This is a genomic window from Streptosporangium sp. NPDC053982 (genome assembly GCF_055585205.1).
The window spans coordinates 156,211-168,625 of sequence record NZ_JBVJKQ010000019.1; the positions used below are offsets into that span (position 1 = coordinate 156,211).

12 protein-coding genes are annotated in these 12,415 nt (G+C 72.4%); 7 read left to right on the forward strand and 5 right to left on the reverse strand.

Translation table 11 applies throughout. From position 1 onward, the window contains the following. Positions 1 to 50: 50 nt before the first annotated feature. From ACZ6W9_RS31520 to ACZ6W9_RS31530, 3 genes are read left to right on the forward strand one after another with little or no spacing between them, the layout of a single operon-like run. Entirely contained in the window at positions 51 to 1,349 is a 1,299-nt protein-coding gene (locus ACZ6W9_RS31520) for an MFS transporter (protein WP_389962107.1), read from the forward strand. Beyond that, positions 1,349 to 2,458 carry a ketopantoate reductase family protein gene (locus ACZ6W9_RS31525; protein ID WP_470120985.1) on the forward strand — a complete coding sequence of 370 codons (1,110 nt, stop codon included), beginning with the start codon at positions 1,349 to 1,351 and terminating at the stop codon, positions 2,456 to 2,458. The genes ACZ6W9_RS31520 and ACZ6W9_RS31525 overlap by 1 nt, the downstream gene beginning before the upstream one ends. Positions 2,459 to 2,478: 20 nt before the next feature. Continuing rightward, on the forward strand, positions 2,479 to 3,759 hold the full coding sequence (locus ACZ6W9_RS31530) for a M20 family metallopeptidase (protein WP_470120987.1): 1,281 nt from the start codon (positions 2,479 to 2,481) through the stop codon (positions 3,757 to 3,759). A gap of 198 nt (positions 3,760 to 3,957) precedes the next feature. On the opposite strand, the gene ygfZ is transcribed toward ACZ6W9_RS31530, so the two are convergent. Together ygfZ and ACZ6W9_RS31540 are read right to left on the reverse strand one after the other, a co-directional pair. After that, positions 3,958 to 4,944 (reverse strand): CAF17-like 4Fe-4S cluster assembly/insertion protein YgfZ, encoded by a 987-nt coding sequence (gene ygfZ / locus ACZ6W9_RS31535; protein WP_389962112.1) that lies wholly within the window; start codon positions 4,942 to 4,944, stop codon positions 3,958 to 3,960. 20 nt (positions 4,945 to 4,964) lie between these two features. Further along, the gene (locus ACZ6W9_RS31540; protein ID WP_389962114.1) at positions 4,965 to 5,378 is read right to left on the reverse strand and encodes a Fur family transcriptional regulator; all 414 of its coding nucleotides are present in this window, start codon (positions 5,376 to 5,378) and stop codon (positions 4,965 to 4,967) included. Between the two features lie 370 nt (positions 5,379 to 5,748). Here ACZ6W9_RS31540 and efeU point away from each other — a divergent pair, with 370 nt between their 5' ends. From efeU to efeB, 3 genes are read left to right on the forward strand one after another with little or no spacing between them, the layout of a single operon-like run. After that, positions 5,749 to 6,573 (forward strand): iron uptake transporter permease EfeU, encoded by an 825-nt coding sequence (gene efeU / locus ACZ6W9_RS31545; RefSeq protein WP_470120989.1) that lies wholly within the window; start codon positions 5,749 to 5,751, stop codon positions 6,571 to 6,573. An 11-nt stretch (positions 6,574 to 6,584) separates the two neighbouring features. Further along, positions 6,585 to 7,721, forward strand: a complete 1,137-nt coding sequence (gene efeO, locus ACZ6W9_RS31550; protein WP_389962118.1) for an iron uptake system protein EfeO — start codon at positions 6,585 to 6,587, stop codon at positions 7,719 to 7,721. Positions 7,722 to 7,743: 22 nt separating this feature from the next. Then, a complete protein-coding gene (efeB, locus tag ACZ6W9_RS31555) occupies positions 7,744 to 8,961 on the forward strand; it encodes an iron uptake transporter deferrochelatase/peroxidase subunit (RefSeq protein ID WP_470120992.1) in 1,218 nt (405 codons plus the stop codon). Between the two features lie 317 nt (positions 8,962 to 9,278). Here the strand turns inward: efeB and ACZ6W9_RS31560 are convergent, their stop codons facing one another. After that, positions 9,279 to 9,788, reverse strand: coding sequence for a heme-binding beta-barrel domain-containing protein (locus ACZ6W9_RS31560; RefSeq protein ID WP_389962122.1), 510 nt, complete (start codon positions 9,786 to 9,788; stop codon positions 9,279 to 9,281). A gap of 125 nt (positions 9,789 to 9,913) precedes the next feature. On the opposite strand from ACZ6W9_RS31560, the gene ACZ6W9_RS31565 reads away from it, so the two are divergent. Continuing rightward, positions 9,914 to 10,276, forward strand: coding sequence for a DsrE family protein (locus ACZ6W9_RS31565; protein WP_362940795.1), 363 nt, complete (start codon positions 9,914 to 9,916; stop codon positions 10,274 to 10,276). A 59-nt stretch (positions 10,277 to 10,335) separates the two neighbouring features. Here the strand turns inward: ACZ6W9_RS31565 and ACZ6W9_RS31570 are convergent, their stop codons facing one another. Both ACZ6W9_RS31570 and ACZ6W9_RS31575 read right to left on the reverse strand, forming a co-directional pair. Beyond that, on the reverse strand, positions 10,336 to 11,058 hold the full coding sequence (locus ACZ6W9_RS31570; protein ID WP_389962125.1) for a type 1 glutamine amidotransferase: 723 nt from the start codon (positions 11,056 to 11,058) through the stop codon (positions 10,336 to 10,338). Continuing rightward, positions 11,048 to 12,349 (reverse strand): MurT ligase domain-containing protein, encoded by a 1,302-nt coding sequence (locus ACZ6W9_RS31575; protein WP_362940801.1) that lies wholly within the window; start codon positions 12,347 to 12,349, stop codon positions 11,048 to 11,050. The genes ACZ6W9_RS31570 and ACZ6W9_RS31575 overlap by 11 nt, the downstream gene beginning before the upstream one ends. Positions 12,350 to 12,415: the final 66 nt, after the last annotated feature.

Below are 12,415 nucleotides of genomic sequence, written 5' to 3' on the forward strand. Positions count from 1 at the left end.
CGAACGGCCCGGACGGCCCGGACGGCCGAGAGCGCACCGAAGGAACCACCATGAGCGTCGAGACACCCACCGGAGCGCCCGCCACGCGCCTCACCCCGGCACAGCGCAGGGCGATCGTCGCGGGCGCGATCGGCAACACCGTCGAGTGGGTCGACTGGGCCATCTACACCACCTTCGCGTCGGTGTTCTCCCGCCAGTTCTTCCCCTCCGGCGACCCCACCGTGAGCCTGCTGTCCACCCTGGCGGTCTTCGCCGTGGGCTTCCTCATGCGCCCCATCGGCGGCGCGATCCTCGGCGTGTACGGTGACCGGCACGGCCGCAAGAAGGGCATGACGCTGACCATCACGCTGATGGCGGCGGCGTCCTTCGTGATCGCGATCTGCCCCGGCTACGAGGTCATCGGCATCGCCGCGCCGATCGTCCTGGTGCTCGCCCGCCTGGTCCAGGGCTTCTCCGCCGGCGGCGAGTTCGGCACCTCGTCGGCCTTCCTCATCGAGTCGGCCGCGAGCGGGCGGCGCGCGTTCGCCGGGTCCTGGCAGCAGGTCTCGGTCGGCGGCGGCGTGCTGATCGCCTCGGCGCTCGGCACCGTCCTCACCTCCTTCCTCGACGAGGCCGCGCTGGGGAGCTGGGGCTGGCGCATCGCCTTCGCCATCGGCGGCCTGCTCGGCCTGATCGGCCTGTGGCTGCGCGTCTCGGTCCCCGAGACCGAGGCGTTCTCCAAGGCCGAGGCGTCCGGCCGGACCCGCGCCAACCCGCTCACCGCGATGTTCCGGGAGCACCCGCGGGCCGCGCTCCGCGTCATCGGCGTGACCATCGCCGGAACCCTGCTCTACTACATCTGGGTCAGCTACATGCCGACCTACGCCCACGTCGACACCGGCATCCCGCTGAACCAGGCCCTGCTCGCCAACACCATCGCGGTGGTCGTCTTCCTGGTCCTGCTGCCGTTCGGCGGCCTGCTCTCCGACCGGATCGGCCGCAAGCCCACGATGACCGCCTTCGCGCTGGGCTTCCTCGTCATCGCCTGGCCCGCCTTCCACTTCCTCGACGGCGGCTTCGGGGCCCTGCTCGTCATCGAGATCGTCGGCATGGTCTTCCTGGTCGGCTACTCCGCCAACTGCGCCGTCGTCATGGCCGAGCAGTTCCCCGCCGAGGTCCGCACCACCGGCATCGGCCTGCCGTACGCCCTGTCCGTCGCGGTCTTCGGGGGCACCGCCCCGTACGTCACCACCTGGCTCAGCTCGAACGGCTACCGCGAGCAGGTGTGGCTCTACGTGGTCGCCGCGGCCCTCATCGGCGTGATCGTCTACACCACCATGCCCGAGACCAGGGGAAAGGAGCTGACCTGATGACCGGGCCACGTCACGCGCCCGCCACCGCGGCGACCACCGGGACCGCCGAGGCCGCCGGGACTGCCGAGGCCGGAGCGACCACCGGGGCCGCGGGAGTCTCCCCGGGCGCGCCGTACACGATCGTCGGCGGCGGGGCCATCGGCGGGAGCGTCGCCTTCCACCTCGCCCGGGGAGGGCACGACGTGCTGCTCGTCGACGCCGACCCCGCGCACGTCGCCGCGGTCCGCCGCGACGGGCTGGTGCTCCGGGGGGCGGCGGGCGACGAGACCACGCGGGTCCGCGCCGCGACCCCCGAGGAGGTGGACGGCCCGCTGCGGCACGTCCTGCTGTGCGTCAAGGCCCAGGCCACCGGAGGCGCGGCCGGCTGGATCGCGCCCCGGCTCGCCCCCGGCGGCTTCGTCGTCTCGGTGCAGAACGGGCTCAACGAGCGGCTCATCGCCGAGCACGTCGGAGCGGACCGCGTCGTGGGCGCGTTCGTCAACCTCTTCGCCGACGTGGTGGAGCCGGGCGTCATCCGTGACGGCGGACCCGGCGCCTTCGTGGTCGGCGAACTGTCGGGCGAGTCGAGCCCCCGGGTCGACCGGGTCGTCTCCGACCTCGCCGGGCTGGGCGCCAAGGCCACCGGGAACATCAACGGCTACCTGTGGTCCAAGCTGGGCTTCGGGATCATGCTGACCGCGACCGCGCTGGCCGACGCGCCGATGGCCGGCCTGATCGACCGGCACCGCCCGTTGATGTACGCCCTGGTGGCCGAGGTGTTCGCGGTCGCCGCGCGGCTGGGCCACCGGCTGGAGCCGTTCGACGCGTTCGATCCCGGGGCGTACCTGCCCGGTGCACCGGAGGACGCCCGCGAGGCGGCGACCGACCGGCTCACCGCCTGGCTGCGCACCCAGCCCAAGGACCGCAGCGGAATCTGGCGCGACATCGCCGTACGGCGCCGCCCCGTCGAGGTGCACGACCACTACGGGGCCGTCTTCGCCGAGGCGGACGCGGCCGGGGTCGCCACCCCGCTGACCCGCGGCGTGCTCGCCCGCCTCGCCGACGTCGAGGCCGGGCGCGTCCCGATGAGCGAGGACCACCTGCGCGACCTGGAGGCCACCCGATGAATGCGGGAGGCTTCACGGACATGAGCGGAGCGGGAGACGCGGACGCGGAGGGCGTGAGCGACGTGCGGGACACGAAGGACACGGGGAGCGCGGGGAACACGGGAAGCGCGGGGAGCGCGGGAGGCGCGGGGAGCGCGGGAGGCGCGGGGAGCACGACGGACGCGCGGGCGCTGCACGCCTGGATCTCCCGGCACCGCGCCGACCTGCTCGCCGACCTGTCGGAGTACGTCTCGCTGGAGACCCCCAGCAACGACAGGGCGCTGCTCGACACCGGCCTCGCGTGGCTCGACGGTTACCTGGCCGAACGGCTGGGCGCCCCCGTGGCCACCCGGCGCGCCGACGGCGGCCCGTACGGCGACATCCGGGTGAACGACTACCCGGGCCGGGGGACCGCGCCGATCCTGCTGCTCGCCCACTACGACACGGTGTGGCCGGCCGGCACCCTCGCCGCCTGGCCGTTCACCGTCGAGGGGGACCGGGCGAGCGGCCCCGGCGTCTTCGACATGAAGGCGGGGCTGGTCCAGCTCGTCTGGGCGCTGCGCGCGCTGGACGCCGCCGGGCTTCCCCGGCCGCCGCTGCGGCTGCTGCTCAACGGCGACGAGGAGATCGGCAGCCCCGCCTCCCGGCCGCTGATCGAGGAGGCGGCCGGCGACGCCGCCGCGGCGCTGGTGTTCGAGGCGAGCGTGGACGGGGCGCTGAAGACCGAACGCAAGGGCGTCGGCATCTTCCGCCTGGAGTTCACCGGGGTCGAGGCGCACGCCGGCCTCGAACCGGCCAAGGGCGCCAGTGCGATCGACGAGCTGGCGCGGGCCGTACGGCTGCTGCACGACCTCACCGATCTCGACGCCGGGACGACCGTCAACGTCGGCGTCGTCTCGGGCGGAACGGGCTCCAACGTCGTCGCCGGGGCGGCCCGCGCCGAGGTGGACGTCCGCGTCGCCAGCCAGGGTGAGGCGGCCCGGGTGGACGCCGCCCTCGCCGCCCTGCGCCCGCACGACCCCCGCGCCTCGATCGAGATCACCGGCGGGTGGAACCGCCCTGTCATGGAGCGGAGCGAGGGCACCGCCCGGCTGTTCGGGCAGGCCCGGGATGTGGCCGCCCGGCTCGGCCTCGACCTGGGCGAGCGGTCGGTCGGCGGGGCCAGCGACGGAAACTTCGCCGCCGCGCTCGGCCTGCCGGTCCTCGACGGGCTCGGCGCGGTCGGCGCCGGCGCGCACGCCCGGCACGAGCACATCAGCGTGGACGGCATGGTGGAGCGCGCCGCCCTGACCGCCGCGCTTCTGCACACCCTGGCCTTCTGACCTGCGGCGGCCGTCTTCCGGCGGCCGGAACCTTTCCGGTGACCTGGGCCTTTCCGGTGACCTGGGCCTTTCCGGTGACCTGGGCCTTTCCGGTGACCTGGGCCTTTCCGGTGACCTGGGCCGGCGAGCGGTCCGGCCCCTTCGCCGAGGGCCGGGCCGCTCGCCTCTCAGGGCCCGCCGCCGGAGGGCGGGGTCGTGTCAGCGGATGCGGCGGCGCAGGGAGGGGTCGATGGTGACGTTGCGGCCGGCGTCCGGCGGCACGACGACCTCCTGAGCCGCGGCCACCCCCCCGGCCTGGAGCGTGGCGTCCACCGGCACGGTCCGCTTGACCACGGCCAGCGCGACCGGACCGAGCTCGTGGTGCCGGGCGGCGCTGCCGACGAAGCCGACCTCCGCGCCGTCGCAGGTCACCGGGTCACCGTGCCGGGGCAGGGTGTCCACGCTGCCGTCCAGGTGCAGGAAGACCAGGCGGCGCGGCGGGTGGCCGAGGTTGTGCACCCGGGCCACGGTCTCCTGGCCCCGGTAGCAGCCCTTGCTCAGGTGCAGCGCCGGGCCGATCCATCCCACCTCGTGCGGGATCGTCTTGTGGTCGGTCTCGAAGCCCAGGCGGGGGCGGTGCCCCTCGATCCGCAGCGCCTCGTAGGCCCACAACCCGGCCAGGGCCATGCCGCCCAGCCGGTCGGCCAGCAGCGCCCGCGGCAGCAGCACGTCGCCCCCGATGACGACGGACCCCTCGGGCGGGGCGACCGGCGTCCCCTCGGCGACGGAGACGACCGCGTGGTCACCGGTCACGTCGGCGATCTCGACCCGGAGCATGAACCGCATCTTCTCCAGGAACGCGACCAGCCCGGCCGACGTGCCCGGCTCGACGTGCGCCCACACGGCCTCGCCGTCGTCGACGAGCGTCAGGTGGTGCTCCACGCGGCCCTGGGCGTCCAGGAACAGCGTCTGGGTCGGCACGCCGGGCGCCAGGCCGTCGAGCTTCTGCGACGTCAGGTCGTTGAGCCAGCTCAGCCGGTCGGGCCCGGAGATCCGTACGACCTCCCGGTTGCTCCGGTCGACCATCGCCTCGCCCGCGAGGAACGCGCGCTGCTCGGCGAACGGGTCGCCGTAGTGTCCGGCGACGTCGGCGTCGGGGGCCTCGGCCGCGACCGCGCCGGGAGTGTCCAGCAGAGGGCTTCGCATGGTCCCAAGCCTACGAGCCCTCAGCGGCACTTACGGCAACGCCCGAACACCGTCAGGTGGTGGACGTTGACCGCGAACCCCAGCTCCTCGTCGAACCTGGTCACGAGGTCGCGCACCAGCTCGGGCTCGACCTCGTCGATCTCACCGCACTCGTGGCAGACCAGGTGCACGTGGTCGGCGTCGGCGGCCAGGTGGTAGGTCGGGGCGCCGTGCCCGAGGTGGGTGTGGGTGACCAGGCCGAGCTGTTCGAGCAGTTCGAGGGTGCGGTAGACGGTCGAGATGTTCACCCCGCGCGCGGTCTCCCGCACCTTGGCGCAGATCTCCTCGGGGGTGGCGTGCCCGGCGGCCTTGACGGCCTCCAGCACCAGCTGGCGCTGGGGGGTGACCCGGTAACCGTGCGCCCGTAGTTGCTCGTGCCACGACGTCTCGGACATGCCCAGAGTCTAGGAGCAACCCCGGCGGACCGGGGCCGCACACTCCCGGAGAGGAGACGGCGACCCAGGTCGGGATGGGCGGCGGCCGGAACGGTCGCCGGAGCGGGGAAGCGGCCCGGGATCCGCCGGAACCGCTCCGGCGTGCCGGCCTTCTCGCGCGACCGGGGGGCCGCCTGGTTAGTTAGGTGAGGCTATGTTAACTTTTACGGCAAGTAGCGGAGCCGTGGCCGGGCTCTCCTCCGACGACTCTGAGGAGCATGCTGTGCTCGCCGTCATGAACATCGCCGCGCGCGATCCGGGCCCCGCAGGCGGATCGCCTGCCACGCCGTAACGCCATTTCGCGCTCATCACCCTCGGAGTTGGAGCAACAGTGTTCGCCAGCTATCTCATCGGCCTGCGTGAAGGGCTCGAGGCGACGCTCGTCGTCTCGGTCCTGGTCGCCTTCCTGGTCAAGAGCGACCGCAGGGACAAGCTTCCGCACGTCTGGGTCGGTGTGCTCACCGCCGTGGCTCTTTCGGTCGGCTTCGGAGCGGTCCTGACCTTCACCGCCGCGCAGCTCGGTTTCCAGCAGCGGGAGCTGTTCGAGGCGATCACCTCGCTGCTCGCCGTCGTGTTCGTCACCTGGATGATCTTCTGGATGAGACGGGCCGCCCGCGCCCTGTCCGGCGAACTACGCGGCAAGCTCTCCGAAGCGCTGGCGCTGGGCTCCCTGGCCGTCGTCATCATGGCGTTCCTGGCCGTGGCGCGTGAAGGGCTGGAGACGGCGCTGCTGTTCTTCGCCTCCGTGCAGGGCGCCACCGCCTCCTCCCAGCCGCTGATCGGCATCGCCCTCGGCCTGCTCACCGCGGTCGCGCTCGGCTACGGCCTGTACAGGTCCGCGGTGCGCGTCAACCTCACCCGCTTCTTCACCTGGACGGGCCTCCTGCTCATCCTGGTGGCGGGCGGAATCTTCAAGTACGGCGTGCACGATCTGCAGGAGGCCGGCGTCCTGCCCGGCCTGAACACCTACGCCTTCGACATCAGCGCCGTCCTGCCCGCCGACTCGTGGTACGGCGCGCTGCTGTCGGGAATGCTCAACATCACCCCGCAGCCCAGCGTCCTGGAGACCATCGCCTGGGCCGCCTACGTGATCCCCTCCCTCTATTTCTTCCTGCGTCCTTCACGCACGCAGCTCGCTCCCGCGCACGCGGCCTGAACAGGAGCATCATGTCCGCCATCATCCGTCTCGCCGTCGGCGCCCTGGCTCTGGCCTCGCTGACCGCCTGTGCGGCCGAGACCCCTGCCACCGGCGGCCCCGGCGCGGCGGCCAAGCCCGCGAAGGTCACGGTCGCCGCCAGCGACACCGAGTGCAAGGTCGCCGTCTCCGAGGTCGCCGCCGGCGCCAGCACGTTCTCCATCACCAACGGCGGCAGCAAGGTCACCGAGTTCTACGTCTACGCACCGGGCGACCGGGTGATGGCCGAGGTGGAGAACATCGTGCCGGGCCTGACCCGTGAGTTGATCGCCGAGTTGCCGGCGGGCAGCTACGAGACGGTGTGCAAGCCCGGCATGACCGGCAAGGGCATCCGCAACCCGCTGAAGGTCACCGGCGAGCACAAGCCGCTGAACGCGGACGCCAAGCTCGCCGAGGCGACCGCCGGCTACAAGCGGTACGTCAAGAGCCAGAGCGACACGCTGCTGGTCAAGACGCAGGAGTTCGTGGACGCGGTGAAGGCCGGCCGGATCGACGAGGCCAAGGAGCTGTTCCCGGTGGCGCGCACCTACTGGGAGCGCATCGAGCCGGTCGCGGAGATCTTCGGCGACCTCGACCCGGCCATCGACGCCCGCGAGGCGGACCTGGCCGAGGGTGAGGAGTGGACCGGCTTCCACAAGATCGAGAAGGATCTGTGGGTCACCAAGGACATCAGCAAGGACGGCCCGGTCGCCGACAAGCTGATCGCCGACGTCAAGACCATCGTGGAGAAGGCCAACGCCGCGGAGCTGACCCCGCTCAACCTGGCCAACGGCGCCAAGGAACTGCTCGACGAGGTCGCCACAGGCAAGATCACCGGTGAGGAGGACATCTGGTCGCACACCGACCTGTGGGACTTCGCCGCCAACCTGGCCGGTTCCGAGGCGGCGGTGCAGTCACTGCGTCCCGTTCTGGAGGAGCGCTCCCCCGACCTGGTCAAGATCCTGGACGAGAAGTTCGCCGCCGCCGAGGCCGAACTGGGCAAGCACCAGAAGGGCAACGGCTGGAGGCTGCACAACGAGCTGTCCAAGGAGGAGCTGAAGAGCCTGTCGGATGTGATCAACGCGCTGGCCGAGCCGATCAGCAAGATCGCGCCTGTCGTGGCCGGGTAGGGGCTCTGCCATGAACCAGCGCATGAGCCGGAGAGCGGTGCTGGGCCTGGGCGCGGCCGGCGTGGCGGCGGCGGGGACCACCGCCGTCGCCACCCGCTCGCTCAGGACCGACCCACCGGTCGCACATGTCTCATCCGCCTCCGACCCGTTCCCCTTCTACGGCGAGCACCAGGCGGGCATCGTCACTCCGGCCCAGGACCGGCTGCACTTCGTGGCCTTCGACGTCACCACCGACAAGAAGTCCGAACTCGTCGACCTGCTGCAGGAGTGGACGGCCGCCGCCGCCCGCCTCACCCAGGGCAAGGAGGCCGGGGCGTTCGGCGCCGTCGGGGGACCGGCCGAGGGCGCGCCCGACGACACCGGCGAGGCGCTCGGCCTGCCCGCCTCCGGACTCACGCTGACGGTCGGCTTCGGCTCCACGCTGTTCGACGACCGCTTCGGGCTGGCCGACCGCCGGCCCGCCGCCCTGGCCGACCTGCCGAGGTTCCCCGGTGAGCATCTGATCCCCGAGATCTCCGGCGGCGACATCTGCGTGCAGGCCTGCGCGCACGATCCCCAGGTCGCGGTGCACGCCATCCGGAACCTGGCGCGCATCGGGTTCGGGCGGGTGTCGGTGCGCTGGTCCCAGCTCGGCTTCGGCCGTACCTCCTCCACCTCGCGCGCCCAGGCCACCCCGCGCAACCTGATGGGGTTCAAGGACGGCACCAACAACATGAAGCTGGAGGACACCGCGCTGGTGCGCGACCAGCTCTGGGCCACCGCGACGGACGGGCCCGGCTGGATGGCGGGCGGCAGCTATCTGGTCACCCGCAAGATCCGCATGATGATCGAGACCTGGGACCGCGCCCCCCTGCGGGAGCAGGAGGACATCTTCGGCCGCGACAAGGGCGAGGGCGCACCGGTCGGCAGGAAGCAGGAGTTCGACCCGGTGGACCTCACCGCGATGAAACCCGACGCGCACGTACGGCTCGCCCACCCCTCGGCGCACGGCAACGCGCATCTGCTGAGACGCGGTTACAACTACGTCGACGGCTCCGACGGGCTGGGGCGGCTGGACGCCGGGCTGTTCTTCATCGCCTACCAGCGCGACCCGCGCAAGCAGTTCGTGCCGATCCAGACGAGTCTCGCCAAGGCCGACTCGCTCAACGAGTACATCAAGCACGTCTCCAGCGGCCTGTTCGCCTGCCCGCCCGGAGTCCGGGACGCCGGCGACTACTGGGGCCGGGAGCTGTTCGGGTAGCCGGGCGGGACGGGTGGAAAAACGTTTGCCTTGAGCTGACCCGGCCGCATAGCTTTGGGGCACGCAGAAAGGAGGTGGTCCAGACAATGGTTGACAGTTCTAGGGCTAGCGAGGTGGCTGTCCGCTAGGACGCCGCGACTCCGGACTCTGTCCGGACGTCTCGCGACGTTCGGCGAATCCATGGCAATCACCGGAACCCCGGGCCGCCGGAGGGCGGGACACGAAGATCCCGTCTTTGGTCCATCCGGCCCCGCCGCGAGCGGCGGGAGCAGGCCCGGGGTTCTTTTCTTTTCCTGCCCTCCGGCGCGAAGCCGGTCCTATCCTGCCTCCGGCACGAAGTCGGCCACCTTCTTGAGCTCGGCGGAGATGTGCGACTGGAGCGGCTGCCCCTCGGCCGCCATGTCGTAGGCCCACATCAGGTTGCCGTTGACCAGGCCGTACAGGCGGTGGCCCGCGGTGTACTCCTTGGCGGTGGCGGTACGGGCGACCACGTCGGTCCGCAGCTCGATCTTGTGGAAGACGACCTCGCCGACGTAGATCTCCACGATCCCGGTGGGGTGCGTCAGGCACACCTCCAGCTGGCGGTCGGGAAGCTGCCGCCAGTAGCCGGTCTCGGTGGCCAGCTCGCGGACCCGCTCGCCCGCGTCGTTCAGGAGCCAGGTGCGGCTGGTGTAGGTCAGGAACGGCTTGCCGTTGTGACCGAAGACGATCTCCTGCCCGAAGTTGAAGCTCTCGATCGTCGGATATCCGCCCACTCCGGCGCCCTCCCACCGGCCCAGGAGGAAGGCGATCGGCTCAAGGCCGGGATGCAGCTCGGGAACGTCCATGCACACGAGCCTAAGGCCGTCCCCACACGGCTCGCGCCCCCGGTTCCCCCCGCGCCGGGCCGCGCGTCGAGACCGCCCCGGTACGGCCCGTGCCCGCGGTTCCCGCCCGCATTAGGCTGCCTACCATGGCACGTTCACTGGTGATAAAGGTGACCGCCGGCGCGGACGCCCCCGAGCGCTGCAACCAGGCGTTCACGGTGGCCGCGGCGGCGCTGGCGAGCGGGGTCCCCGTCTCGCTGTGGCTGACCGGCGAGGCGTCGTGGTTCGCCCTGCCCGGCCGGGCCAAGGAGTTCGCGCTGCCGCACGCGGCGCAGCTCGGCGACCTGCTCGACGCCGTTCTCGCCGGGGGCCGGGTGACGCTGTGCACCCAATGCGCGGCCCGGCGGGACATGACGGCGGACGACCTGATCGACGGCGTGCGCATCGCGGGCGCCCCCACCTTCGTCGAGGAGGTCCTCGCCGAGGGTGTCCAGGCGCTGGTCTACTAGCGGGCCGCCCAGGAGGACGGGCACCGGAGGCGGCCGATGCCCGTCCCGAGGGAGGATCGTCAGGCCTGCTGGGGCAGGACCGCGGTCAGCCGCTCCTGGCGGAGCCGGTCGTACCACGAGTCGTCGATCGGCGGGAGCTGCGCGCCGACCGCCCAGGTGAGCAGGAGGTCGGCCAGGCCCGGGTTGCGGGCGAGCGCCGGGCCGTGGAGGTAGGTGCCGACGGCCTTCCCGGCGTAGCAGCCCTCGGTGCCGTCGCCGTTGCCGACGCCGACCGCCGTGCGCGCCAGCGGGCGGACGCCCGGTCCCAGCCGGGTGACGCCCATGTGGTTCTCGAAGCCGGTGAGCATCGGGATGCCGAGCGCGGGGTCGGCCTCCCCGGCCAGCTCGCCGACCGCCCGGCCGGTGCCCCGGCCGCTGGCGATGTCGAGCAGGCCGATGCCCTGGACCGGCTGCCCCTCCTCGCCGCCGAACGTGCTGCCCATGATCTGGTAGCCCGCGCAGACCGCCAGCAGGGCCGCGCCGCGCGCCATGGCCCGGTGCAGGCCGCCGTCGCGGCGCAGCCGTTCGGCCGCCAGGATCTGCGGCCGGTCCTCGCCGCCGCCGATGAGGTAGATGTCGCCGCTGTCCGGCACCGGGTCCGCCGAGCGGACGTGGATGGTCTGGACCGGGATGCCGCGGCGCTGGGCACGCTGTTCCAGGACCAGGACGTTGCCCTGGTCGCCGTAGGTGCTCAGCAGGTCTGGGTAGATCCAGACGAGCCGCAGGACGCTGTCAGACTGCACGGTCGAACTCCGCTCGGATCTGCTGGAAGGCGGTGTAGTTGGCGATCACGTCGACCTTGCCCGGCGGCTGCGCGGCGAGCGCCTGCTCGAAGGACGCCACGAGCTGGAACGGCACGTTCGCCACGTCCAGCCGGAGCGCGAGGTCGAGCATCCGCTCCCCGGTCACGAAGACCGGCCTGCCGCGCAGGACGCGGTAGTCGACGTCCCACAGCCAGGAGGTGTCGCGGCCGTCGGGCCCCTGGGCGTTCACCGAGAGGATGACCGGCAGCGAGCGGTCGAGCACGTCGAACGCCTCCAGCCACCCGGCGGGGTTCTTGGCCAGCAGCAGCCGGGCGCGGCGGCCGTCGCGCTCCACCGTGGTGTAGCGGCCGGCGACGGACCTGACCTCGCGCAGCCGGGGCAGCGCCGCCTGGACCGGCAGGCCGAACGCCTCGGCGACGGCCAGGGCGATCGCGGCGTTCGCCCGGTTGGCACGGCCGGGAAGCTGGAGGTCCAGGACCCAGCGCTGCCCGCGCGGGTCGATCACCGCGTCGTCGTCGAGGAACCAGGAGGGCTGGGGCCGCCGGAAGGAGCACTCACGACAGGCCCAGTCGTCCTCGGCCGGGCGCGGGACCATCGCCAGGGGGGCCGCGCCGGCGACGTGGCCGCCCGGCGGGGTGTAGTCGACGCCCTTGCGGTCGAGCGGGCCGCCGCACTCGGGGCAGCACCAGGAGTCCTCCTTCCAGGGCTGTCCCGCCGCCACCCAGGTCACCCGGGCGGCGGTGGATGCTCCCCAGGCGACCAGCGGGTCGTCGGCGTTGGCGATCACGTGGGTGTTCTTGCCGGCCAGGGCCCGCCGCCACTTCTGGGCGAGCAGCCAGATCTCGCCCGCCCGGTCCATCTGGTCGCGGCTGAGGTTCATCAGGGCGATCACACCCGCGCCGGTGGCGTCGATCACCGCGGGGAGGTACTTCTCGTCGACCTCCAGCACGCCGTACGGAGCGTCCTTGGCCGACGCCAGCGCCGACACGTGCCCGGCGGGCATGTTGGCGCCGAAGGCGTTGGTGGCGACGTCGCCGAGCTCCTGGAGGGCGGAGGTGATCAGGCGGGTCGTGGTGGTCTTGCCGTTGGTCGCACTCACCAGGGCGAGCCTGCGGTCCCGGGCGAGCTGGCTCAGCAGGCCGGGCTCCAGCGCCAGGCCGATCCGGCCACCGATCACCGAGCCGTCGCCGCGGCCGGTGGCCCTGGACAGGGTCGCGGCCGTCCGTCCGAGAGCGCTCGCGAGCTGAGCCCGCAGCGGAAGCTGTGTCATCGCCTCTCCTCGCCAAGCGGCCCCGTCGCGGGAGGACTCGGCATCCGGGGCTGGTCCGCCGAATCG

Excerpts from the sequence above, each read along its gene's own strand:
- ACZ6W9_RS31565 (WP_362940795.1), top strand. The coding sequence starts at position 9,914 with ATGGCACGTTCACTGGTGATAAAGGTGACCGCCGGCGCGGACGCCCCC.
- efeB (WP_470120992.1), top strand. The coding sequence starts at position 7,744 with ATGAGCCGGAGAGCGGTGCTGGGCCTGGGCGCGGCCGGCGTGGCGGCG.
- ACZ6W9_RS31520 (WP_389962107.1), top strand. The coding sequence starts at position 51 with ATGAGCGTCGAGACACCCACCGGAGCGCCCGCCACGCGCCTCACCCCG.
- ACZ6W9_RS31525 (WP_470120985.1), top strand. The coding sequence starts at position 1,349 with ATGACCGGGCCACGTCACGCGCCCGCCACCGCGGCGACCACCGGGACC.
- ACZ6W9_RS31530 (WP_470120987.1), top strand. The coding sequence starts at position 2,479 with ATGAGCGGAGCGGGAGACGCGGACGCGGAGGGCGTGAGCGACGTGCGG.
- efeO (WP_389962118.1), top strand. The coding sequence starts at position 6,585 with ATGTCCGCCATCATCCGTCTCGCCGTCGGCGCCCTGGCTCTGGCCTCG.
- ygfZ (WP_389962112.1), bottom strand. The coding sequence starts at position 4,944 with ATGCGAAGCCCTCTGCTGGACACTCCCGGCGCGGTCGCGGCCGAGGCC.
- ACZ6W9_RS31575 (WP_362940801.1), bottom strand. The coding sequence starts at position 12,349 with ATGACACAGCTTCCGCTGCGGGCTCAGCTCGCGAGCGCTCTCGGACGG.
- ACZ6W9_RS31560 (WP_389962122.1), bottom strand. The coding sequence starts at position 9,788 with ATGGACGTTCCCGAGCTGCATCCCGGCCTTGAGCCGATCGCCTTCCTC.
- ACZ6W9_RS31540 (WP_389962114.1), bottom strand. The coding sequence starts at position 5,378 with ATGTCCGAGACGTCGTGGCACGAGCAACTACGGGCGCACGGTTACCGG.